Here is a 17,955-nt window from a genome sequence, read left to right on the forward strand (position 1 = left end):
TATCGGAATCGAACCAATCACCTACTGATTACAAGTCAGTTGCTCTACCAGATGAGCTAAAGCGGCATTCATATTTCTTTGTTGTTTTGTCCTTGTCTCTCTCGGACATTAGTTATAATACAATATTTTACATTTTTTGTCAAACACTTTTTTTAAATTTTTTTAAAAATTTTTTTCACTATATTATAAACCTAACATTTTCAATATATTTCCATAGATTATTTTTTAAAAATTTTTTCAATTTCCTCTTCACTATACTCTCTTTTGGCCTTCATATTTTCTAAAAGATCTTTTTTTATATCCAATTTTTTTTCTATCTCTTTCATCTCTTTTACAATTTCAACATTTTTTATTCCATTTTCATGAAAAATTTTCTCAACATTTTTTAAACACTCTATCGAAGCTGGCTTTACCCAACTTTCTGCTCCTCTTCTTGCTAAAGAGTTAAGTTGAAGTTTATCAAATCTTATCTCTTGCAAAAATTTAGCCATTTTTTCTATATCCTCTTTTCTGTCTGTAAGCCCCTCTATAATAAAAGTTTCAAGATATACTTTACCCTTATAACAACTAGCAGATAGTTTTCTTAATCCCTCCATTATCATAGATACATTTACATTTTCACCTGGTCTATTTATCTTATGAAAAACTTCATTATTTACACTATTCAATGTTGGAATAATAAGATCTACATCTAATATCTCCTCTATTACCTCATCCTCTTTTAAAAGTAACCCATTTGTAATTAAGCAAACTTTCAAATCTGTATTATTTTTTATCCACTTTACTATCTTTCCAAGATCCTTGCTTAAAGTTGGCTCTCCACTTCCAGAAAAAGTTATATAATCTGGTGTTACATCTTTTAAAACAGATTTTAACTCCTCCTCTACCTCTTTAATATCTTTAAAGCTCTCTCTTTTAGTTGAAAGTTTTGGTGTGGCTCCACACTCACAAAAAACACAATTCATATTACAACTTTTTGGTTTTACAAGATCCACTCCCAATGAAACTCCCAATCTTCTTGAGGGTACAGGTCCAAAAACATGTCTATACATAAAATTCCCTCCAATTATCAATTAGTGAATAGATAATAGCTGATAGTTTATATGGATGGTGTCTTACCATTCCTTTAGGATCTATCTCTAAAATATCTCTTTCTATCAGATTAACATTATATTCTTTAATTTTTTCTCTATCTAACTCAACTTTATCACTATTCATACTTTTATATCTTACTAAGATATCTTGTGGAATATCTCTAGGATCCACTATTACACTATCTATTACCCCTTCACCTATATTATCATTGATAGCTTTTATATGATCTGATACTGTGTATCCCTCTGTTTCTCCAGGTTGTTGCATAGCATTACAAATATATATTTTTTTAGCCTTACTCTTTTTCAAACTCTCTTTTATTCCCTTTAATAAAAGATTTGGAATTATACTTGTATATAAACTTCCTATTCCAAAAATAATAAGATCTGCCTCTTCTAAAGCTTTTAAATTTTCCTCTGGTGCTTCAACCTCATCTTTATAGTAGACTCTTTTTATTTTTTCACCTATAACAGGAATATGTGATTCCCCCTCAACAATTTTTCCATTCTCTTTTTCTGCCATCAAAACAACTTTCTCTGTTGTTGCTGGAAGAATCTTCCCTTTTATATTAAAAAGTTTTCTCAATCTATCTACTGCTGTTCTTATATCTCCAGTTAATTCCTTCATAGCAATTATTAGAAGATTCCCCAAAGGGTGTCCTCCTATAAAGCTATCCTCTTTAAATCTATATTGAAATACCTCTTCAGTCAATGGCTCAACATTGCTTAGAGCTACCATTACATTTCTTAAATCTCCTGGTGCTGGCATATCAAACTCTTTTCTTAAAAAACCACTACTTCCACCATCATCTGCAACTGTAACTATCGCTGTTAGATCAATAGGAAGATATTTTAACCCTCTAAGCACTACTGATATACCACTTCCCCCACCAATTACTACTATTTTAGGTTCTTTTTCCATAATTTTCACCTCACAAGCATCTATGTATTTATTATCTCTCGGAACATAAAAAAAAGCAACTTAATAAATTAAGTTGCTTCTCCAATATTGACTTGGGAGTCTAATAATTATGAACTTTGCAATAAAAAAACAGCTTTTAGCTGTTTTATCCTCAAATGGAGGCGACGACCAGATTTGAACTGGTGATGGAGATTTTGCAGACCTCTGCCTTACCGCTTGGCGACGTCGCCATATATTTTTATGGTGCCCAGAGGCGGAATCGAACCACCGACACGGGGATTTTCAGTCCCCTGCTCTACCGACTGAGCTATCTGGGCATCAACAGTCAGTAGAAATTTAATGGCGGGAGCGACGAGGGTCGAACTCGCGACCTCCTGCGTGACAGGCAGGCGCTCTAACCAACTGAGCTACGCCCCCACATTTATGGTGGTCACAACAGGACTTGAACCTGTGACCCCCTGCTTGTAAGGCAGGTGCTCTCCCAACTGAGCTATGCGACCATTTCTTTAACTGTGCTTCATTATAATACCCTATTTTGTATAATAAAGCAATTTAGAATATAAGTATTTATGATGAAATATCTTAATTTATTTTATTATTCTCTTTTTTTCTTAAAATATCTAAAAAATTAAATTTTATAAAAATATTATTTTTATTTAACTAAACTATAATTTTTAATTTTCCTAATATCAGCTAAAATGGAATTTGGAAAAGAATACTAGAGAGAGTTACGAAATCTGACGCTAAAAATTCCGACGTGTTTGAACAAAGTCGAGTTCCAAAAATAGAGGAGCTTTAGTGACTACTATTTTTGAGATGCAGAAGTGGAAGAATGGAGCTTCTGCGATACCCAGAGTCATATGAATCTTACTCTCTCTTTATTCTTTGACATGGAATTTAGCTGATATTTAAAAGAAATAGAGATAACTAAAGTTGACTAATTAATATAAATAACAAAGGTACTTTGTCAAAACCTAGTGATGTGCTAGATAACTAAGCTTAGTTAGATAAATATAAGTTTTATTAAAGTGTAATTGTTATTTTTTCTCTTCCATTGAATATATAAAAGATGCTATATAAGTTGTAATTGGTGCTACAACAACTAAACCTATACTTCCAATAATTATCTTTATAATTTCAGAAACTACTAATTTCATATTTAAAATCTGGAGTATTGTTGTATCTCTCTCTAAAAAAAGTATTAATAGTGTTAAAAATCCTCCTGAATATGCTAACAATAAAGTTGTTGTCATTGTTCCTATTACAGATCTTCCTACATTGAATCCTGACTTTATTAGATCTTTTCTACTAATTTTAGGGTTATGATATTTTAATTCTTGAATAGTAGCTGTCATATCCATAGCAATATCCATAGCAGCTCCACTTGCTCCAATAACTATTGCAGAATAAAAAATATCCAATATATTTATACTCATAGCACTTGAAAAAACTACACTTTGAGCTAGAGGTTGATTCATACCATCAATTCTAAAAGTATCACCAAACATAAAAGTTAAAGCTGCTGTTACAAAAAGTCCTGACATAGTTCCTAAAAAAGCACTTGTTCCCTTTTTAGTAAATCCTGCTACTAAAAATATAATTAAAGCTGATAACAATATCAATGTAAAAATTGTTATCATAAAAACATTTTCTCCCTTTTTTAATGCTGGTATTAGATACTCCCAAATTATAGCTACACTTCCTATAAAAGACACTAAAGATTGAACTCCAACCTTTCTTGCATAAACTATCAGTAAACTAACAAAAATAAAAGCAAGTCCACCTATTTTTTCAATTCTCAACAGTGATAGAGCTTTTCCTTTTAATTCTCCATTATCATCTGTTACCACCATAAGAATTTTATCTTTTTCTTTGTAAAATTCATCATACTCCATACTTCCACTTAAAAGATTTCTTACTTCTAAAGTTTTTCCCTTATACTCTCCAGTTAAAATTTCAACATTTAAATATTGAGAGCCTATCTTTGATATTCCTTGAACTATTGCGTCACTATTATCTACTGTAAGCACTCTTCCAATATTTTCCTGTTTAAAGAAAAACCCTTCCAGTTTTCCTTTAAAAACTAGAAGGGTAAGAAGAATCACTACAATAGAGATTCCTATTTTTCTCACTCTATTTCCCCCTATGGCTATTTAATCTCTTTTCCCATAGCTTTTCCAATTAATTTTGCAACATCTGTATTATCTTTAAATCCTGAAAACTCTTCTGCTCCATCTCCTACTGCTGCTAGTGGAACTTGTACAGCTGTATGTGCATATGATGTCCATTGCATTCCTGATCTTTCAGAGATTATGTGTGTTGTTGCTATTGCAACTGGACTATATCCTCCAAATTGCTCACTTGCATTTTTATCTTTATCTTCTAGATCCATAGCTTTAACAATTTTAGCTTTTTCATCAGCTGTTAAATCTTTTAATCCCATATTGTCAGCTATATATTTAAAGTATTCATCTCTATTTCCAGTATAAGCTTTTTGAAGTACATCTTCTACTGAAACTTTAACATTTTTTAATTCATTTAGTTTTAAGAAATAGTTAGCACCAAATCCAAGTCCCATTCCTCCTGTTTCATGGTCTGCTGCAATTACTATTAAAGTGTCTTTTGGATTTTTTTCATAAAATTCATAAGCTGATTTTATTGCATCATCAAATGCTATTGTATCGTAAATAGTTCCCATTACGTCATTAGCATGTGATGCATGGTCGATCCTTCCACCTTCTACCATCATAAAGAATCCATCTTTATCTTGTTTTAAAAGTTCAATTCCTTTTTCAGTCATATATTTTAAGCTAGGAACTTCAGCTTTTCTATCTATTTCATATGGCATATGTGATGCTTCAATAGCTACAAAAGCTTTTTCTCCCTCTTTTGGAGTCCAATTTTTATAATCTTTAATTGAAGATTCTGATACAAATGTTTTATATCCTTTATCTGCAAACTCTTTTACAAGATCTCTATCATCTTTTCTTTTACTTGTAAGTTCTCCACCTTTTTTAACAAAGTGTCTAAATCCTCCACCTGCAAAGTAGTCTACATTACTTTTTACATAATCTTCAGCTATTCCATTTTCATCATCTCTATCTATATTGTGAGATGCAAATACTGCTGGAGTAGCATGAGTTATTCTTGTAGTAGTTACTAATCCTGTTGCTTTTCCATCCTCTTGAGCCATTTCTAAAAGAGTTTTTAGATCTTTACCTTTAGCATCCTTTGCTATATAACCGTTATTTGTTTTATGCCCTGTTGCCAATGCAGTTCCTGCTGCTGCTGAGTCTGTAATTAAAGTATCTGCTGAATATGTAGTTGTTATTGCTGAAAATGGAAGTGAGTTTAATAGAAGTTTTCCATCCTCTTTCATCACACCTTTTTTATACTCTTCAGCTATCTGTCTTTGAGCTGCTCCCATTCCATCCCCTATGAAATAGAAGATATATTTAGGTTGTGCAAAACTTGTAGCTGCCATTAAAGCCATTCCTGCTAATACCATATGTTTTCTTTTTAACATATTTTACTTTCCTCCTTGAACATTTCAATTTTATGCTTTCAAGGTTAGATTACTCCTTAAATGTTAAATAAGTTTTATTTTCTTGTAAAACATATGTAAAATATTCTTTAAACTATAATTTCCAAAAGTAGAGGAGTGCAAACGACTACTACTTTTGAGACACAGAAACGGAGTTTCTGTGATCCTTAAATCTATATTTACAAAATTTATATTTTTTAGAGAATTTATTTTTCCTTTCTCTAATATCAGCTAAATGTAATTTGGAAAAGAATATTAGAGAGAGTTACGAAATCTGACGCTAAAAATTCCGACGTGTTTGAAGACGAAGTCAAGTTCCAAAAATAGAGGAGCTTTAGTGACTACTATTTTTGAGATGCAGAAGTGGAAGAATGAAGCTTCTGCGATACCCATAGTCAGATGAGTGTTACTCTCTCTTTATTCTTTGACATGGAATTTAGCTGATATTTAAAATATAAGTTTTGACAACTTAACTTGATGAATAATCGCTAAATACAAAGGTACTTTATCAAAACCTACGGATGTACTAGATAACTGAGTTTAGTTATATATATTATAGTTTTTATAGAAAAAAGCTAAGAAAATTGATAATTTAATATCAATCTCTTAGCTCTCTCTTAAAATATAATTTTTTCCCTTTTATACCCTACATATTCTGGGCTTTCATCACAAATACCAACTGTTTTAAAATCTTTTTTCTCATAATAATTATTTAATTTATTATTGTTAATATTACAATCTAAACGAAGAGTTTTTTTGCTATTTTCTCTGCATAAATTTTCACAATACTCTATAATTTCACTTCCAATTCCTCTAATTTCAGTGTCTGTTGCAAAATTATGAATATAGTAAGCTGGCACATCATTTTCCCATCTTTCATCTTCCTCTAGCAAAACAAATGTTCCAACTATCTTTTGAAAATTCTCCACAAGAAATAGTTCCCTATTCTCAACTTTACTTTTAAAATAGTTAAAATCATAGAGTTTTAAATACTCTTCATCCCATTGATTAATATCATTTTCTTTCATCCAAAGGCATCTATTTTCTATTACTTTCATCACTGATAAAATATCATCTACTTTTGCCCTTCTAAAAATGAAACTCTCTTTTTCCACTGTTCCTACCTAACTTCTATAAAATGCCTTATATGCTCTATATGTTTCATAAACATCTAGTTTTGATGAAACTTCAAAAGGTGAGTGCATAGCAAGTAAAGCTGGTCCAATATCAATTGTGTGAATTCCTAACTCTGCAAGATACATTGCAACAGTTCCTCCTCCACCTTCATCAACTTTTCCTAACTCTCCAATTTGCCAATTAACTTTTGCATCATTTAATATTTTTCTAATTTTTCCTACATATTCTGCATCAGCATCATTTGTACTGCTCTTTCCTCTAGCTCCTGTATATTTTGTTACAACAACTCCATACCCTATTTTAGCAGCATTTTGAGCATCATGAACACTTCTAAAGATTGGATCTATTCCAGCATTAACATCTGAAGACATAGCATTAGAGTTCCATAATGTTCTTCTTAACATCATCTCATTGTAATTACCTTTTACTTTTTCTAAAAGATCTCCAGTTACATAGTTGATATAATCAGATTTTAATCCTGTTGATCCTGCTGATCCTATCTCCTCTTTATCTGCTAAGAAACATACTGCTGTTCTTTTTGGAGTCTCTTCTAAATCAAGAATTGCCATCATTGAAGTATATCCACAAATTCTATCATCTTGTCCATAAGCTCCTATCATAGATTTATCAAATCCTAAATCTCTAGCTTTTCCAGCTGGTACAAGTTCAAGTTCTGCTGATATAAAATCTTCCTCTATCATTCCATAATCTCTATTTAAAATTTCAAGAACTGTATATTTTATCTTTTCTTTTATCTCTTTATCTTCAATAGTTGAAGGGATACTTCCTACAAGTATTTGAAGTTCCTCTCCTTTTATAACCTCTCCACTTTTTCTATCTCCTTGGATTTTTCCTGCAAGGTGTGGAAGAATATCTGGAATTGTAAATACTGGATCTTCATCTTTTTCTCCTATTTCAATATTTACTTTTTCTCCAGATGCTAATACTACAACTCCGTGCATAGCTAATGGAATTGATGCCCATTGATATTTTTTAATTCCACCATAATAGTGAGTTTTCATATATGCAAGATCTAAATCTTCATATAGTGGATTTCCTTTTAAATCTAATCTTGGAGAGTCAACATGAGATACTACATAGTTTACACCTTTTTCTATATCATCTTCTCCAACTACAACTAATACAAGGTTTTTTCCTCTATTTACATAGTAAACCTTATCCCCAGCTTTTAAACTGCTTTTATTTTCAGCATTTACAAAACCTTTAGATTCTACTAATTCAATACCTTTAGTTACAAACTCTCTTTCAGTTTTAGCACTGCTCAAAAATTCTTTGTATCCTTCTGAAAACTTAAATACTTGGTCTTTGCTGTCTACACAGTTCCAACCATTTTCTTTTTTGTAATTCATCTTACCATCTCCCTGTTTTAGATGTTTGTTTCACCAAGTATAGTATATCATATCTTTTAACTTTATAAATAAAAAAAGGAAGATTTTACTCCTCCTTTATCTAAAACTATTTTTCATTAGCCCAAAGTGTCAGTTGCTCTAACATATCCTCAGTAATTACTTGTGTTTCTAGCATCTCATCAGTATTTTTGTACATTATTCCTCCTGCAATATATATAAAATTTTTTATCTTCAAAAATTAGTGACATAGATGTTATTATATTATTCATTCTATATTTTAGCAAGAAAATATTTTTACTTTTCTAATTAGTTGTGATATTTCTATAAATATCACTATATCTTGTGTAATATTTCATTATAATTTACTCAATAAAAAAGCTGTCACAACTAACATAAATTTGTTAATTTATAACAGCAATTTTTTTAATTATAAATTTAAAAATAGATTTATCAACACAAGCTTCATATTTACTGGAAATCTAAGCATACTTTTAAGTTTTAATCTATCTTCTAAACCACTTAAATTACCTAATGTTGACACTGTGTATTCTATTATTTTTCTCTGCAAATTTCTATCATTTGCTCCTCTTAAAATCTCTTCAGCAAAATAAAGTTTTTCCTGTTGAGCTAAATAGTGCCTATTATTTATAAAATCTTTTATACATTTATAAATATAAACCTTCTCTTTAAAATCCTCTGTTTCCTCATATTTTTTTAGATGAACTCCTATCATCTCATAAGATTCAGCTTTTTGCAGATCTATATCACTGATCTTAAAATTTTCTATATCTCTACTATTTCCAAGAAAAAAATTATAAGTGAACTCATCTACATCTAGTTCCTCTGCATCTCTTTTCTTTATCTTAACTAGAATACTTCTAGATTTGATAGTTGGTAAAATATTTAAACTATTTGTTAAAAGAATAAAAAAACTATTCTCTGCTGGTTCTTCTATAAGTTTCAAAAGAGAGTTTCCAGCCTCTTTTTTTAACTTTTGAATATCTTTTAAGATAAATATTTTTCTCTTACCTTCAGAGGCAGATGATGAAGACTTATACCCTAATTCTCTTACAGTGTCAACTTTTATTCCATTTACATCTTCTACAACTTCAAGATCTCCATATGTCAATCTTTCTATTCTTTGACACACATTACAACTGTCACAGAAGTCATCTTCAAAAGTCTCACAACATAAACCTTTAGCAAAATATAGAGCAAATTCTAAAAGTTGATCACTATCACTTCCATAGAAGAGATATGTCCCTGATTTCTTATTCAATTTTAGTTCATTTTTAAAAAATCTTTTTACCTCTTCATTGGAAACAATATCTTTTATCATTATCTTTCAGCCTTTTCTATTTTTCTTAATATATTTAGTTGATCAAGTGCCATTCCAGCCCCTCTTACAACACTTTCAAGAGGATTTTCAGCTAATCTAACTGCTAGATTAGTATGTTTAGCTATCATCTCAGGGAAGTTTCTTATCAATGAACCTCCTCCAGCCATAACTATTCCATTATCTACAATATCAGCTGCAAGTTCTGGTGGAGTTCTTTCAAGGACATATTTTACACACTCTACAATCTCCATAAGAGAATCATTTATAGCCTCTCTTACCTCTTCAGAACTTATCTCTACTGTTTTAGGAAGTCCCATTATTAAGTCTCTTCCTTTTATAGCAATAGTTTCTTCCTCTTCTAATGGAAGAGCAGTTCCTATCTTAATTTTTATCTCTTCAGCTGTCTTATCTCCTATTAATAGGTTATGTGTTTTCTTTACATATTTTATAATATCAATATCAAAGTTATTTCCAGCTGTTCTTATTGTTTTACTTACTACTGTTCCCCCTAATGAGATAACAGCTACGTCTGTAGATCCACCACCAATATCTATTATCATATTTCCTTCTGGGACCGCTATATCAAGTCCAGATCCAAGAGCAGCAGCTCTAGCTTCCTCTATAAGATAAGCTCTCTTTGCTCCTGCTGAAATTGCAGCTTCTAGTACTGCTCTTTTCTCTACCCCTGTAACATCTATTGGCACACATATCATAATTTCTGGCATAATAAAATTATATGATCCAAAAACTTTTTTAATAAAGTATTTTATCATAGCTTCTGTTATATCATAATCTGCTATTACCCCTTCACTTAAAGGTTTTACTGCAACTATTGTATCTGGAGTTTTTCCAAGCATCTCTTTAGCTTCATTTCCAACAGCCAAAACTTTTCTACTCTCTCTCTCAACTGCAACAACTGAAGGTTCATTTAAAACTATTTTTTTATGTTTCTTGCTATATACAAGTGTATTAGCTGTTCCTAAATCTATTCCTATACTTCTGTTAAGTCTAAAACTTGGGAATAACTTCATCTATACTTCACCCTCTATACATTTTTTTAATGCCATCTCTATTAAATCTTCTCTATTATCTGTATAAAATGCTGCAATCAATGCTTCAAATGCTGTTGCCTCTTTATACTCCATCACTGAACAAGATTTAGGAAAAGTCTTTATATTTCCATTTTTAGCTCTATTTCCTAATTGCTGATATTTTTCTTCTAGCAATGGTAAAATCTCTTTATACAGTACACTTTGCCTCTTAGCATTGACACACTCTTTTACTTTTCTATTTAAGTTTTGAAGATTTAACCCCTTTGAAATCCAATATTTTCTTACATATAGCTCCCAAACAGCATCTCCTAAATATGCCAATACTACTCCACTTGTCTCTCTTAAATCTACATACTCCATGTAGTCTTATCCTTTCCATCTTTAATTTTTATTCCCATTTCAGCAAGTCTATCTCTTATCTTATCTGACATCCCCCAATTCTTTTCAGCTCTTGCTTCTCTTCTAAGTTCAAGAATAAATTCTACAAGTTCAGAAGTAAGGTTTCCAACTTCATTATCTAATTTTAATTTAACTCCTAGAACTTCTTCCATTATATTTACTATATAATCAACTGTTTTTTGTACATTTTCTTTTCCTAATACACTTAGTTTTTCACTATCTAAAGCTTTATTTAACTCTTTTACAAGTTCAAATATAGCTCCAAGTCCTTGAGCTGTGTTAAAGTCATCATCCATTCCAGCAATAAACTTTTCACTTGAAGTTTTTAATACTTCTGCTAACTCTACACAATCATTTCCATTTTCTACTGCTTCATTAGCAAGAATATTTTTAGCTCTTACAAGAGCATTTTCTATTCTTTCAAGAGATGATTTAGCTTGATTTAACTCATAGTTTGAAAATTCCATAGGTTTTCTATAATGAGCTCCCAATACAAACAGTCTTATTACTCTTCCTTCAAATTGCTCTAATACTTGTCTTAATAACATAAATGTTCCTGATTTAGACATCTTTTCACCATTGATATTGATATATCCATTGTGCATCCAATATCTAGCAAACTCTCCTCCACAAGAGCATTTAGATTGTGCTATCTCATTTTCATGGTGTGGGAATATTAAATCTTGTCCTCCACCATGAATATCAAATGTATCTCCTAAATATCTATGTGACATTGCAGAACATTCAATATGCCATCCTGGTCTTCCTTTTCCCCAAGGTGAATCCCAACTAGGTTCTCCCTCTTTAGCTTTTTTCCAAAGAGCAAAATCTAGTGGAGATTTTTTTATATCTGCAACTTCTATTCTTGCACCACTTTGTAGATCATCTATATTTTGTTTTGAAAGAGCTCCATATTTTTCTTTATAACTCTCAACATCAAAATATACATCTCCATCAGCTTCATAAGCATGTCCTTTCTCAATAAGATTTTGAATTATCTCAATCATATCACCAATATGCTCAGTTGCTTTAGGTCTTATCATTCCCTCTTCTTTTAAGTTAACTTTTGAAGTATCTTCAAAATAAGCTTTTATATATTTATCAGCAATAGCTTTTAAATCTACTCCCTCTTCGTTAGCTCTCCTTATCATTTTATCATCAACGTCAGTGAAGTTTTGTACATATTTTACTTTATATCCTCTATATTCAAAATATCTTCTTACAGTATCAAAGAAGATAGCTGGTCTTGCATTTCCTATATGAATATAGTTATATACAGTAGGTCCACAGACATACATTGACACTTCTCCATCTTTTATAGGTTTAAATTCATCAACTTTTCCACTAAGTGTATTGTATATCTTTATCATTTTTTCCTCCTTATTTTTAATCTACTCTTATTTTATTGTATTAATCTCATTTTTTAACTTTTCATAAGGGATAGTAACCTCTATATCTATCTCATTTCCTATTCCCTTCACTTTTAAATCTACTCCTGCCAAATCTTTTGCCTTAGAAATAGCAGAGATCTCAAACTCTCCTGTAATAAATTGCTTATCCTCTACAACATATGGAGAACTATTTTCTTTAAACATATCTTGTCCATAGATTAAAACATTTCCCTTTAAAGTTACATTCTCATTAAATATTTTTAATAGATCTTGTAATTTTAAAAGATTTTTATCTGTTTTAAATGGTATCATAGCACTTTCTTTTTCTAAGTCTAGAATAATCTCTCCATCAATCTCTTGTAAGATCTCTTGAGGTGTAATTCCAAACATACCTTGCCACATCATTGTTATAGCTTCTCTATTTCCAAAGATATATTTATTGAAAATTAAATTTTCTAAGTTTTCAAAGTTTTCCATAGAGATATATAATTTATTTTTATCTACATATTTTAAAATTTTTCTCTCTTTAGGTTGAACTTCAAATCCTGCAAATACATCTTGTATTCCATAGATTTTTACATCTACTTTTCCTTCAGTTTTGTTTAGATCCCAAGTTGCTGATGCTGCTTCAATTCCAGTAGCTGGATATTTGCTATTATTATAAACTAAAACTCCAAAATCTCTATTTTTATTTTCATCTAGTATCTCTTCTATTTTAGCATTATATGAACTTTTTTTCTCTACAAATTTTTTAAGAAATATTTTATTTTCTGAAAGAACTATCTGTCCTCTATAAAAAATAGCATATATATCTTTAAGATCTCTCTTAAAAATCTCTGTATCTACCAATTTTTGTTTATATTCTGGTTTTAATTTATAGAACTCTCCATCTTTATCAAAATACTTTGTACTCTCTTTTATAGCAAAAGGGTACCATAATCCTGTATCTACTGCTGCTGCTGTATTAACCTCTCCTGTAAGAAGTGTTCCATCTACCAATACATACAATTGAGAGATATATCTATTTATCTCTTCAGCCTTTTTAGCATCAAATTTATATCCTAAATCCTTAGCTATTTCAGCTTGTTCTGCATATTTTTCTGGAGAAATTTTCTTTTGAAGAGCATAGATTGCAATACTGTCTTCTGAAATAAACTCTCTTGGAGACACTTTATAAATATAATTAAAACCTAATATTCCACCTGCTATTAGTATTAATAGTACCAATAAACCATAAAGTTTTTTCATAGGTTTTTCCACCTCCTCTAGTTAATTTTTCCTTTTATTATTCTTTCTATCTCTCTCTTAACTAAATCTAAATTCTCATTTTTAAATATAGGTGTAGCAATTCTTGCTGTCCTTACTTTTCTATCACTTAATTCACAGCTTAAACTTCCTTCTTTCATAAAGTCAGCCTCTTGAATTATATCTCCATTAGGAGCTACTGCCATAGAGTTTCCAAAGAATGTGATTCCATCTTCAACTCCAACTCTATTTGCAAATATTGTATAAACTCCATTTAAATATGAACTGCTTTTTAAAATATCTCTCCATTGTGAAGAAATATCATGTTTATTAATTCCTAATCTAGCTGGTGCTGCTGCTGATACAAAGATATATTTAGCATTATCTTGAGCTAAGATAAATTGTACAGATTGATGCATCATATCTTCACCTTGTCCCATAGCCATTCTTCCAAATTTTGTATCAAAGGCTCTTATCTTATCTCCACTCATAAAATATCTACCTTCAAAAAACATTCCATAATTTGCAAGATAAACTTTTCTATGTTTATAAATAACCTTTCCATCTTCAAGATAGAAAAGTGTATTATAAGGATAGTCTTCCTCTCCTATCTCTACTGCTCCAAAAATTATACTTATCTCTCTACTTTTTTCTAATAAAATTTCTGGAACATCTTTTATTGCAGTTTCAAAAACTAAATCTTCTAAAACATATCCATTTAAACATAGTTCAGGAAAAACTATTAAATCTTCTCCGTTAGCTATTCCTTTATCAATAGCCTCTAACATCTTTAATAAGTTTTTCTCTCTATCTCCTAACACAGGTTTCATCTGTTCAATATGAACTCTCATTTTTTCCTCCTATTACAAGAATTTTAGATCCTCTTGTGTAGTTATCTTTATATTATCATAATCCCCAATTAATATTTTAACTTTAAGATCTAATCTTTCAACTAAAGATGAATCATCAGTTCCTAAGAAACCATCTTTTTCAGCTTGTTCATAAGCTTGTTTTAAAATATCACCTCTAAAAGTTTGAGGTGTATGAACTGCAACAAGGGCAGATCTATTAGGTGTAGTTAAGATCTCTCCATCAATTCCTACAACTTTTATTGTATCTTTTACAGGAACTCCAACTACAACTCCTACTAAATCCTCTTCATTGTCTAACAATTCACAACTTTTTTCAATATATTTTTCCTTTAAAAATGGTCTTACTCCATCTTGCACTAATATAATATCACTATTATCATCTTTTCTCAAAGCATTATAGATAGAATTTTGTCTCTCTTTTCCACCTGCTACTACTTCTTTAACTTTTGTAATACTATATTTTTTACAAATATCCTCTACTAATTGGATATTATCTTCATTAGTCACTATAATAATATCATCTATAATCTTTGAGTTTTCAGCAATCTCTAAAGGAGTTACAAAAAGAGGTTTATCATTATACTCTAAAAATTGCTTCGGATATGATAGCCCCATTCTCTTTCCTACTCCAGCTGCTGCTAATATAAGAGTTACTTTTTTTCCTATTTTAGAGTTACCACAGTACATCCAAGTCCTCCCTCTCCATGTCCTCCTATTCTATACTCTTTTACATATGGACATTTTTTCAAATAGTTTAAAATTCCCTCTCTTAAAGCTCCTGTTCCCTTACCATGAATTACATATACTTCTGTATAAGAGTTCATAACTGCTCTATCTAAATAGTTTTCAAGTTCAAAAATTCCCTCATCAACCATTTTTCCTCTTAAATCAATTTCATTTCTTACAGAAGTTGTTTTCTTATGCACAAATGTATTATACTCTTTTTGTTTCTTCTCATGAACAACTTTTACATCATCCATAGATACTTCCATCTTTAAAATTCCAGCTTGTACTTGTACTGTCTCTTTAGCCTTATTAATTTTAATTACATTTGCAAATTGATTTAAGCTGTTTACAAACAATCTATCTCCAACCTTGTAATCTATCTTTCTAGCAACTTTTGGTTTTACCTCTACATTTTTACTCTTATCCTCTTGAAGAGCTGATCTAAGCATATTTAAGCTCTTTTGAACATTTTTAATATCCTCTTTCTTATTCTCTTCCTTTTGAATCTTTTCTACAAGGGCTGCTGCCTTAGATTGCATCTCTCTCATCATAATATCAGCTTTTTCATAAGCTTGTTTCAATATCTCGTTTTTCTCTTTTTCAATAACTCTAAGTTTTTCTTCAAAGATCTCTTTATCTCTTTGAGCTGCTGCTTTTAAAAACTCAACTTGTCTCTTCATCTCATCAAGTTCATCAGCTTTATCTTTGATATTGCTAATCATCTTTTCTATTTTTTTATTATCATCACTGATATAGCTTTTAGCTTTATTTATAACCTCTTCAGATACACCTAATCTTCTAGCTATTGTCAGTGCATTACTCTCTCCTGGTATTCCTATCATAAGTCTATAAGTAGGTGACAGAGTTTCTACATTAAATTCCATTGAAGCTGTTTCTATTCCCTCTTCATTATATCCATGAGCTTTAACTTCACTATAGTGAGTTGTAATTATAGATTTACATCTCTTATCTTTTAAATAATCTATTACAGCCATAGCAAAAGCTGATCCTTCTGCTGGATCTGTTCCTGATCCTAACTCGTCTAGCAATACTAAAGATGCTTTAGTTACATTTTCAAGTATCTCTTGAACATTTTTTAGATGAGCTGAGAAAGATGAAAGTGATTGCTCTATACTTTGCTCATCTCCTATGTCAGCAAATACCCCTGTAAAGAATCCTATACTTGAGTGTTCATGAGCTGGGATTGGTATTCCTGTCAATGCCATTAATGTTAAAAGTCCAGCTGTTTTTAGAGCAACTGTTTTCCCCCCAGTATTTGGTCCTGTTATTAAAAGTGTATTGTAGTCTTTTCCTATTTCAAATGTTAGAGGAACAACTTTATCAGCAGGAATAAATGGATGTCTTGCATCTACTAAAGTTAAAACCTCTCTATTATTAATACTTGGAACTACACATTTTTTCTCAATTCCATATACTGCTCTTGCATTTAAAATATCAAGAGTGATTATAGCCTCTCCAACCTTATCTATATCATCTTTACTATTTCTAATATAGTCAGTTATTCTTAAAAGGATCTTTCTAATCTCTTCTTTCTCTTTTATCTCTAATTCTCTCATCTTATTGTTTAAAGCAACTATTGATAGTGGCTCAATAAATACTGTTTGTCCACTTGAAGATCTATCGTGTTCTATCCCTTTAATTTGCCCTTTAAAATCTGCTTTTACAGGAACAACACTTCTTCCATCTCTTTCAGTTATAATCTTTTCTTGGAATACTTTAGAGAATTGTGGCTCATTGAAAAGCTCATCAAATTTTCTCTTTATATTCATTGAAAGAGTTTTTTTGTGGAATCTAATATCTCTTAAATCTAATGAAGCATCATCTTTTATCTCTTTATTATTATCAACAGCTTTATTGATAATATCTTCTATTGCTCTAAGCATAGGAACATCATGGAATTTATCCTTTAAATCTCTATACTTTCCTAAATCTTCCAATCTATTTTTAAATACTCTAAAAAGTCTTAGGTTATAATTTATATCCCATAGATCTTCAACATCTAAATATGTTCCTATCAATTGAGATTTTTTTGTCAATTTGCAAATATCTCTCATTCCAGCAGTTTCTAATCCACCATCATATTTTACAAAATCTGTAAAATCTCTTAAAATATCTAGTTCCCTATTTAAAGAACTAAAATCTTTAAATGGCTCCATACTCATTATTTTATAATGGTTTTCTTCTATTGCACTATAACTAGCTAACTCTTCTCTTAACTTGTCAAATTCTAACACTGTATAACTATGCTTATTCATTTTTTACCACCTTATTGTATATTTACGTTCATTTTATTATATCACAATTCTCTGTTTTTCTTAAAGATTTGTCAATATTTTTAAAAAAAACTTGATCTTTTCCCTATTTAATGATACAATTATTTGCGATTATGTTATATAATTGCAATCAGGAAAGAGGTGACATAGAATGCAAAGATGCGAAATTACAGGAGTTGGAATCATCAGCGGTAACCAAATTTCTCACTCTCACAGACTTACTAGAAGAGTATGGAAACCAAACCTACAAGTTACTACTATCATGGTAAACGGAACTCCAGTTAAAGTTAAAGTTTGTTCAAGAACTTTAAAAACTTTAAGAGGAGCTAGCGAAGCTGAAGTAATGAACATATTAAAAGCTAATGCTTCTACTCTAAGTGCTAGACTTGCTAAACACTTAAGCAAATAGTCAAGTTCTAATAAAAAAAGACAGCTCATTAAAAGCATGTCTTTTTTTTATTTTTTGAAACTAATAACCATTCTTACATTTCTTAAACTATAATTTATCTAGCTAAGCTAGGTTCTTTAATATATCGTTAGTTTTACAGCAAAGTTCCTTTGCATTAGCGA

At 30.5% G+C, this 17,955-nt stretch carries 15 protein-coding genes and 5 tRNA genes; 1 reads left to right on the forward strand and 19 read right to left on the reverse strand.

The features are described from left to right. From I6E31_10875 to I6E31_10965, 19 genes are all read right to left on the reverse strand, one after another. A tRNA-Thr gene (locus I6E31_10875) sits at positions 1-58 on the reverse strand. 160 nt (positions 59-218) lie between these two features. Then, a complete protein-coding gene (locus tag I6E31_10880; protein ID MCF2640469.1) occupies positions 219-1,052 on the reverse strand; it encodes a radical SAM protein in 834 nt (277 codons plus the stop codon). Continuing rightward, on the reverse strand, positions 1,045-2,016 hold the full coding sequence (locus I6E31_10885) for a YvcK family protein (protein ID MCF2640470.1): 972 nt from the start codon (positions 2,014-2,016) through the stop codon (positions 1,045-1,047). The genes I6E31_10880 and I6E31_10885 overlap by 8 nt, the downstream gene beginning before the upstream one ends. Positions 2,017-2,172: 156 nt before the next feature. Beyond that, positions 2,173-2,246 (reverse strand) — tRNA-Cys (locus tag I6E31_10890). Between the two features lie 11 nt (positions 2,247-2,257). After that, positions 2,258-2,333, reverse strand: a tRNA-Phe gene (locus I6E31_10895). A 23-nt stretch (positions 2,334-2,356) separates the two neighbouring features. Next, a tRNA-Asp gene (locus I6E31_10900) sits at positions 2,357-2,433 on the reverse strand. A 7-nt stretch (positions 2,434-2,440) separates the two neighbouring features. After that, positions 2,441-2,516: transfer RNA gene (locus I6E31_10905), tRNA-Val, on the reverse strand. Positions 2,517-3,053: 537 nt separating this feature from the next. Beyond that, positions 3,054-4,148: a YibE/F family protein gene (locus I6E31_10910; GenBank protein ID MCF2640471.1), complete on the reverse strand. Its 1,095-nt coding sequence runs from the start codon at positions 4,146-4,148 to the stop codon at positions 3,054-3,056. A 17-nt stretch (positions 4,149-4,165) separates the two neighbouring features. Then, positions 4,166-5,542, reverse strand: a complete 1,377-nt coding sequence (locus I6E31_10915; protein ID MCF2640472.1) for an alkaline phosphatase — start codon at positions 5,540-5,542, stop codon at positions 4,166-4,168. A gap of 635 nt (positions 5,543-6,177) precedes the next feature. Then, positions 6,178-6,618 carry a GNAT family N-acetyltransferase gene (locus tag I6E31_10920; protein ID MCF2640473.1) on the reverse strand — a complete coding sequence of 147 codons (441 nt, stop codon included), beginning with the start codon at positions 6,616-6,618 and terminating at the stop codon, positions 6,178-6,180. Between the two features lie 66 nt (positions 6,619-6,684). After that, a complete protein-coding gene (locus I6E31_10925; protein ID MCF2640474.1) occupies positions 6,685-8,067 on the reverse strand; it encodes an aminopeptidase in 1,383 nt (460 codons plus the stop codon). A 427-nt stretch (positions 8,068-8,494) separates the two neighbouring features. Then, positions 8,495-9,406 carry an ATPase gene (locus tag I6E31_10930; protein ID MCF2640475.1) on the reverse strand — a complete coding sequence of 304 codons (912 nt, stop codon included), beginning with the start codon at positions 9,404-9,406 and terminating at the stop codon, positions 8,495-8,497. After that, entirely contained in the window at positions 9,406-10,437 is a 1,032-nt protein-coding gene (locus I6E31_10935) for a rod shape-determining protein (protein MCF2640476.1), read from the reverse strand. The genes I6E31_10930 and I6E31_10935 overlap by 1 nt, the downstream gene beginning before the upstream one ends. Then, a complete protein-coding gene (locus I6E31_10940; GenBank protein MCF2640477.1) occupies positions 10,438-10,818 on the reverse strand; it encodes a Mini-ribonuclease 3-like protein in 381 nt (126 codons plus the stop codon). Continuing rightward, entirely contained in the window at positions 10,806-12,227 is a 1,422-nt protein-coding gene (locus I6E31_10945) for a cysteine--tRNA ligase (protein MCF2640478.1), read from the reverse strand. Before I6E31_10945 ends, I6E31_10940 begins: the two co-directional genes overlap by 13 nt. 27 nt (positions 12,228-12,254) lie before the next feature. Then, the gene (locus I6E31_10950; GenBank protein MCF2640479.1) at positions 12,255-13,496 is read right to left on the reverse strand and encodes a hypothetical protein; all 1,242 of its coding nucleotides are present in this window, start codon (positions 13,494-13,496) and stop codon (positions 12,255-12,257) included. 17 nt (positions 13,497-13,513) lie between these two features. Continuing rightward, positions 13,514-14,344 (reverse strand): nitrilase, encoded by an 831-nt coding sequence (locus I6E31_10955; GenBank protein ID MCF2640480.1) that lies wholly within the window; start codon positions 14,342-14,344, stop codon positions 13,514-13,516. A 12-nt stretch (positions 14,345-14,356) separates the two neighbouring features. Continuing rightward, the gene (gene ispD / locus I6E31_10960; GenBank protein MCF2640481.1) at positions 14,357-15,052 is read right to left on the reverse strand and encodes a 2-C-methyl-D-erythritol 4-phosphate cytidylyltransferase; all 696 of its coding nucleotides are present in this window, start codon (positions 15,050-15,052) and stop codon (positions 14,357-14,359) included. Continuing rightward, positions 15,028-17,367 carry an endonuclease MutS2 gene (locus I6E31_10965; protein ID MCF2640482.1) on the reverse strand — a complete coding sequence of 780 codons (2,340 nt, stop codon included), beginning with the start codon at positions 17,365-17,367 and terminating at the stop codon, positions 15,028-15,030. Before I6E31_10965 ends, ispD begins: the two co-directional genes overlap by 25 nt. Positions 17,368-17,536: 169 nt before the next feature. On the opposite strand from I6E31_10965, the gene I6E31_10970 reads away from it, so the two are divergent. Further along, a complete protein-coding gene (locus I6E31_10970) occupies positions 17,537-17,794 on the forward strand; it encodes a 50S ribosomal protein L28 (protein MCF2640483.1) in 258 nt (85 codons plus the stop codon). The last annotated feature ends 161 nt before the right edge of the window (positions 17,795-17,955 follow it).

The sequence above is a fragment of the Fusobacterium varium genome, from assembly GCA_021531615.1.
Taxonomy (GTDB): Bacteria; Fusobacteriota; Fusobacteriia; order Fusobacteriales; family Fusobacteriaceae; genus Fusobacterium_A; species Fusobacterium_A varium_C.

Excerpts from the sequence above, each read along its gene's own strand:
- I6E31_10880 (MCF2640469.1), bottom strand. The coding sequence starts at position 1,052 with ATGTATAGACATGTTTTTGGACCTGTACCCTCAAGAAGATTGGGAGTT.
- I6E31_10885 (MCF2640470.1), bottom strand. The coding sequence starts at position 2,016 with ATGGAAAAAGAACCTAAAATAGTAGTAATTGGTGGGGGAAGTGGTATA.
- I6E31_10915 (MCF2640472.1), bottom strand. The coding sequence starts at position 5,542 with ATGTTAAAAAGAAAACATATGGTATTAGCAGGAATGGCTTTAATGGCA.
- I6E31_10920 (MCF2640473.1), bottom strand. The coding sequence starts at position 6,618 with ATGAAAGTAATAGAAAATAGATGCCTTTGGATGAAAGAAAATGATATT.
- I6E31_10925 (MCF2640474.1), bottom strand. The coding sequence starts at position 8,067 with ATGAATTACAAAAAAGAAAATGGTTGGAACTGTGTAGACAGCAAAGAC.
- I6E31_10930 (MCF2640475.1), bottom strand. The coding sequence starts at position 9,406 with ATGATAAAAGATATTGTTTCCAATGAAGAGGTAAAAAGATTTTTTAAA.
- I6E31_10935 (MCF2640476.1), bottom strand. The coding sequence starts at position 10,437 with ATGAAGTTATTCCCAAGTTTTAGACTTAACAGAAGTATAGGAATAGAT.
- I6E31_10940 (MCF2640477.1), bottom strand. The coding sequence starts at position 10,818 with ATGGAGTATGTAGATTTAAGAGAGACAAGTGGAGTAGTATTGGCATAT.
- I6E31_10945 (MCF2640478.1), bottom strand. The coding sequence starts at position 12,227 with ATGATAAAGATATACAATACACTTAGTGGAAAAGTTGATGAATTTAAA.
- I6E31_10950 (MCF2640479.1), bottom strand. The coding sequence starts at position 13,496 with ATGAAAAAACTTTATGGTTTATTGGTACTATTAATACTAATAGCAGGT.
- I6E31_10955 (MCF2640480.1), bottom strand. The coding sequence starts at position 14,344 with ATGAGAGTTCATATTGAACAGATGAAACCTGTGTTAGGAGATAGAGAG.
- ispD (MCF2640481.1), bottom strand. The coding sequence starts at position 15,052 with ATGTACTGTGGTAACTCTAAAATAGGAAAAAAAGTAACTCTTATATTA.
- I6E31_10965 (MCF2640482.1), bottom strand. The coding sequence starts at position 17,367 with ATGAATAAGCATAGTTATACAGTGTTAGAATTTGACAAGTTAAGAGAA.
- I6E31_10970 (MCF2640483.1), top strand. The coding sequence starts at position 17,537 with ATGCAAAGATGCGAAATTACAGGAGTTGGAATCATCAGCGGTAACCAA.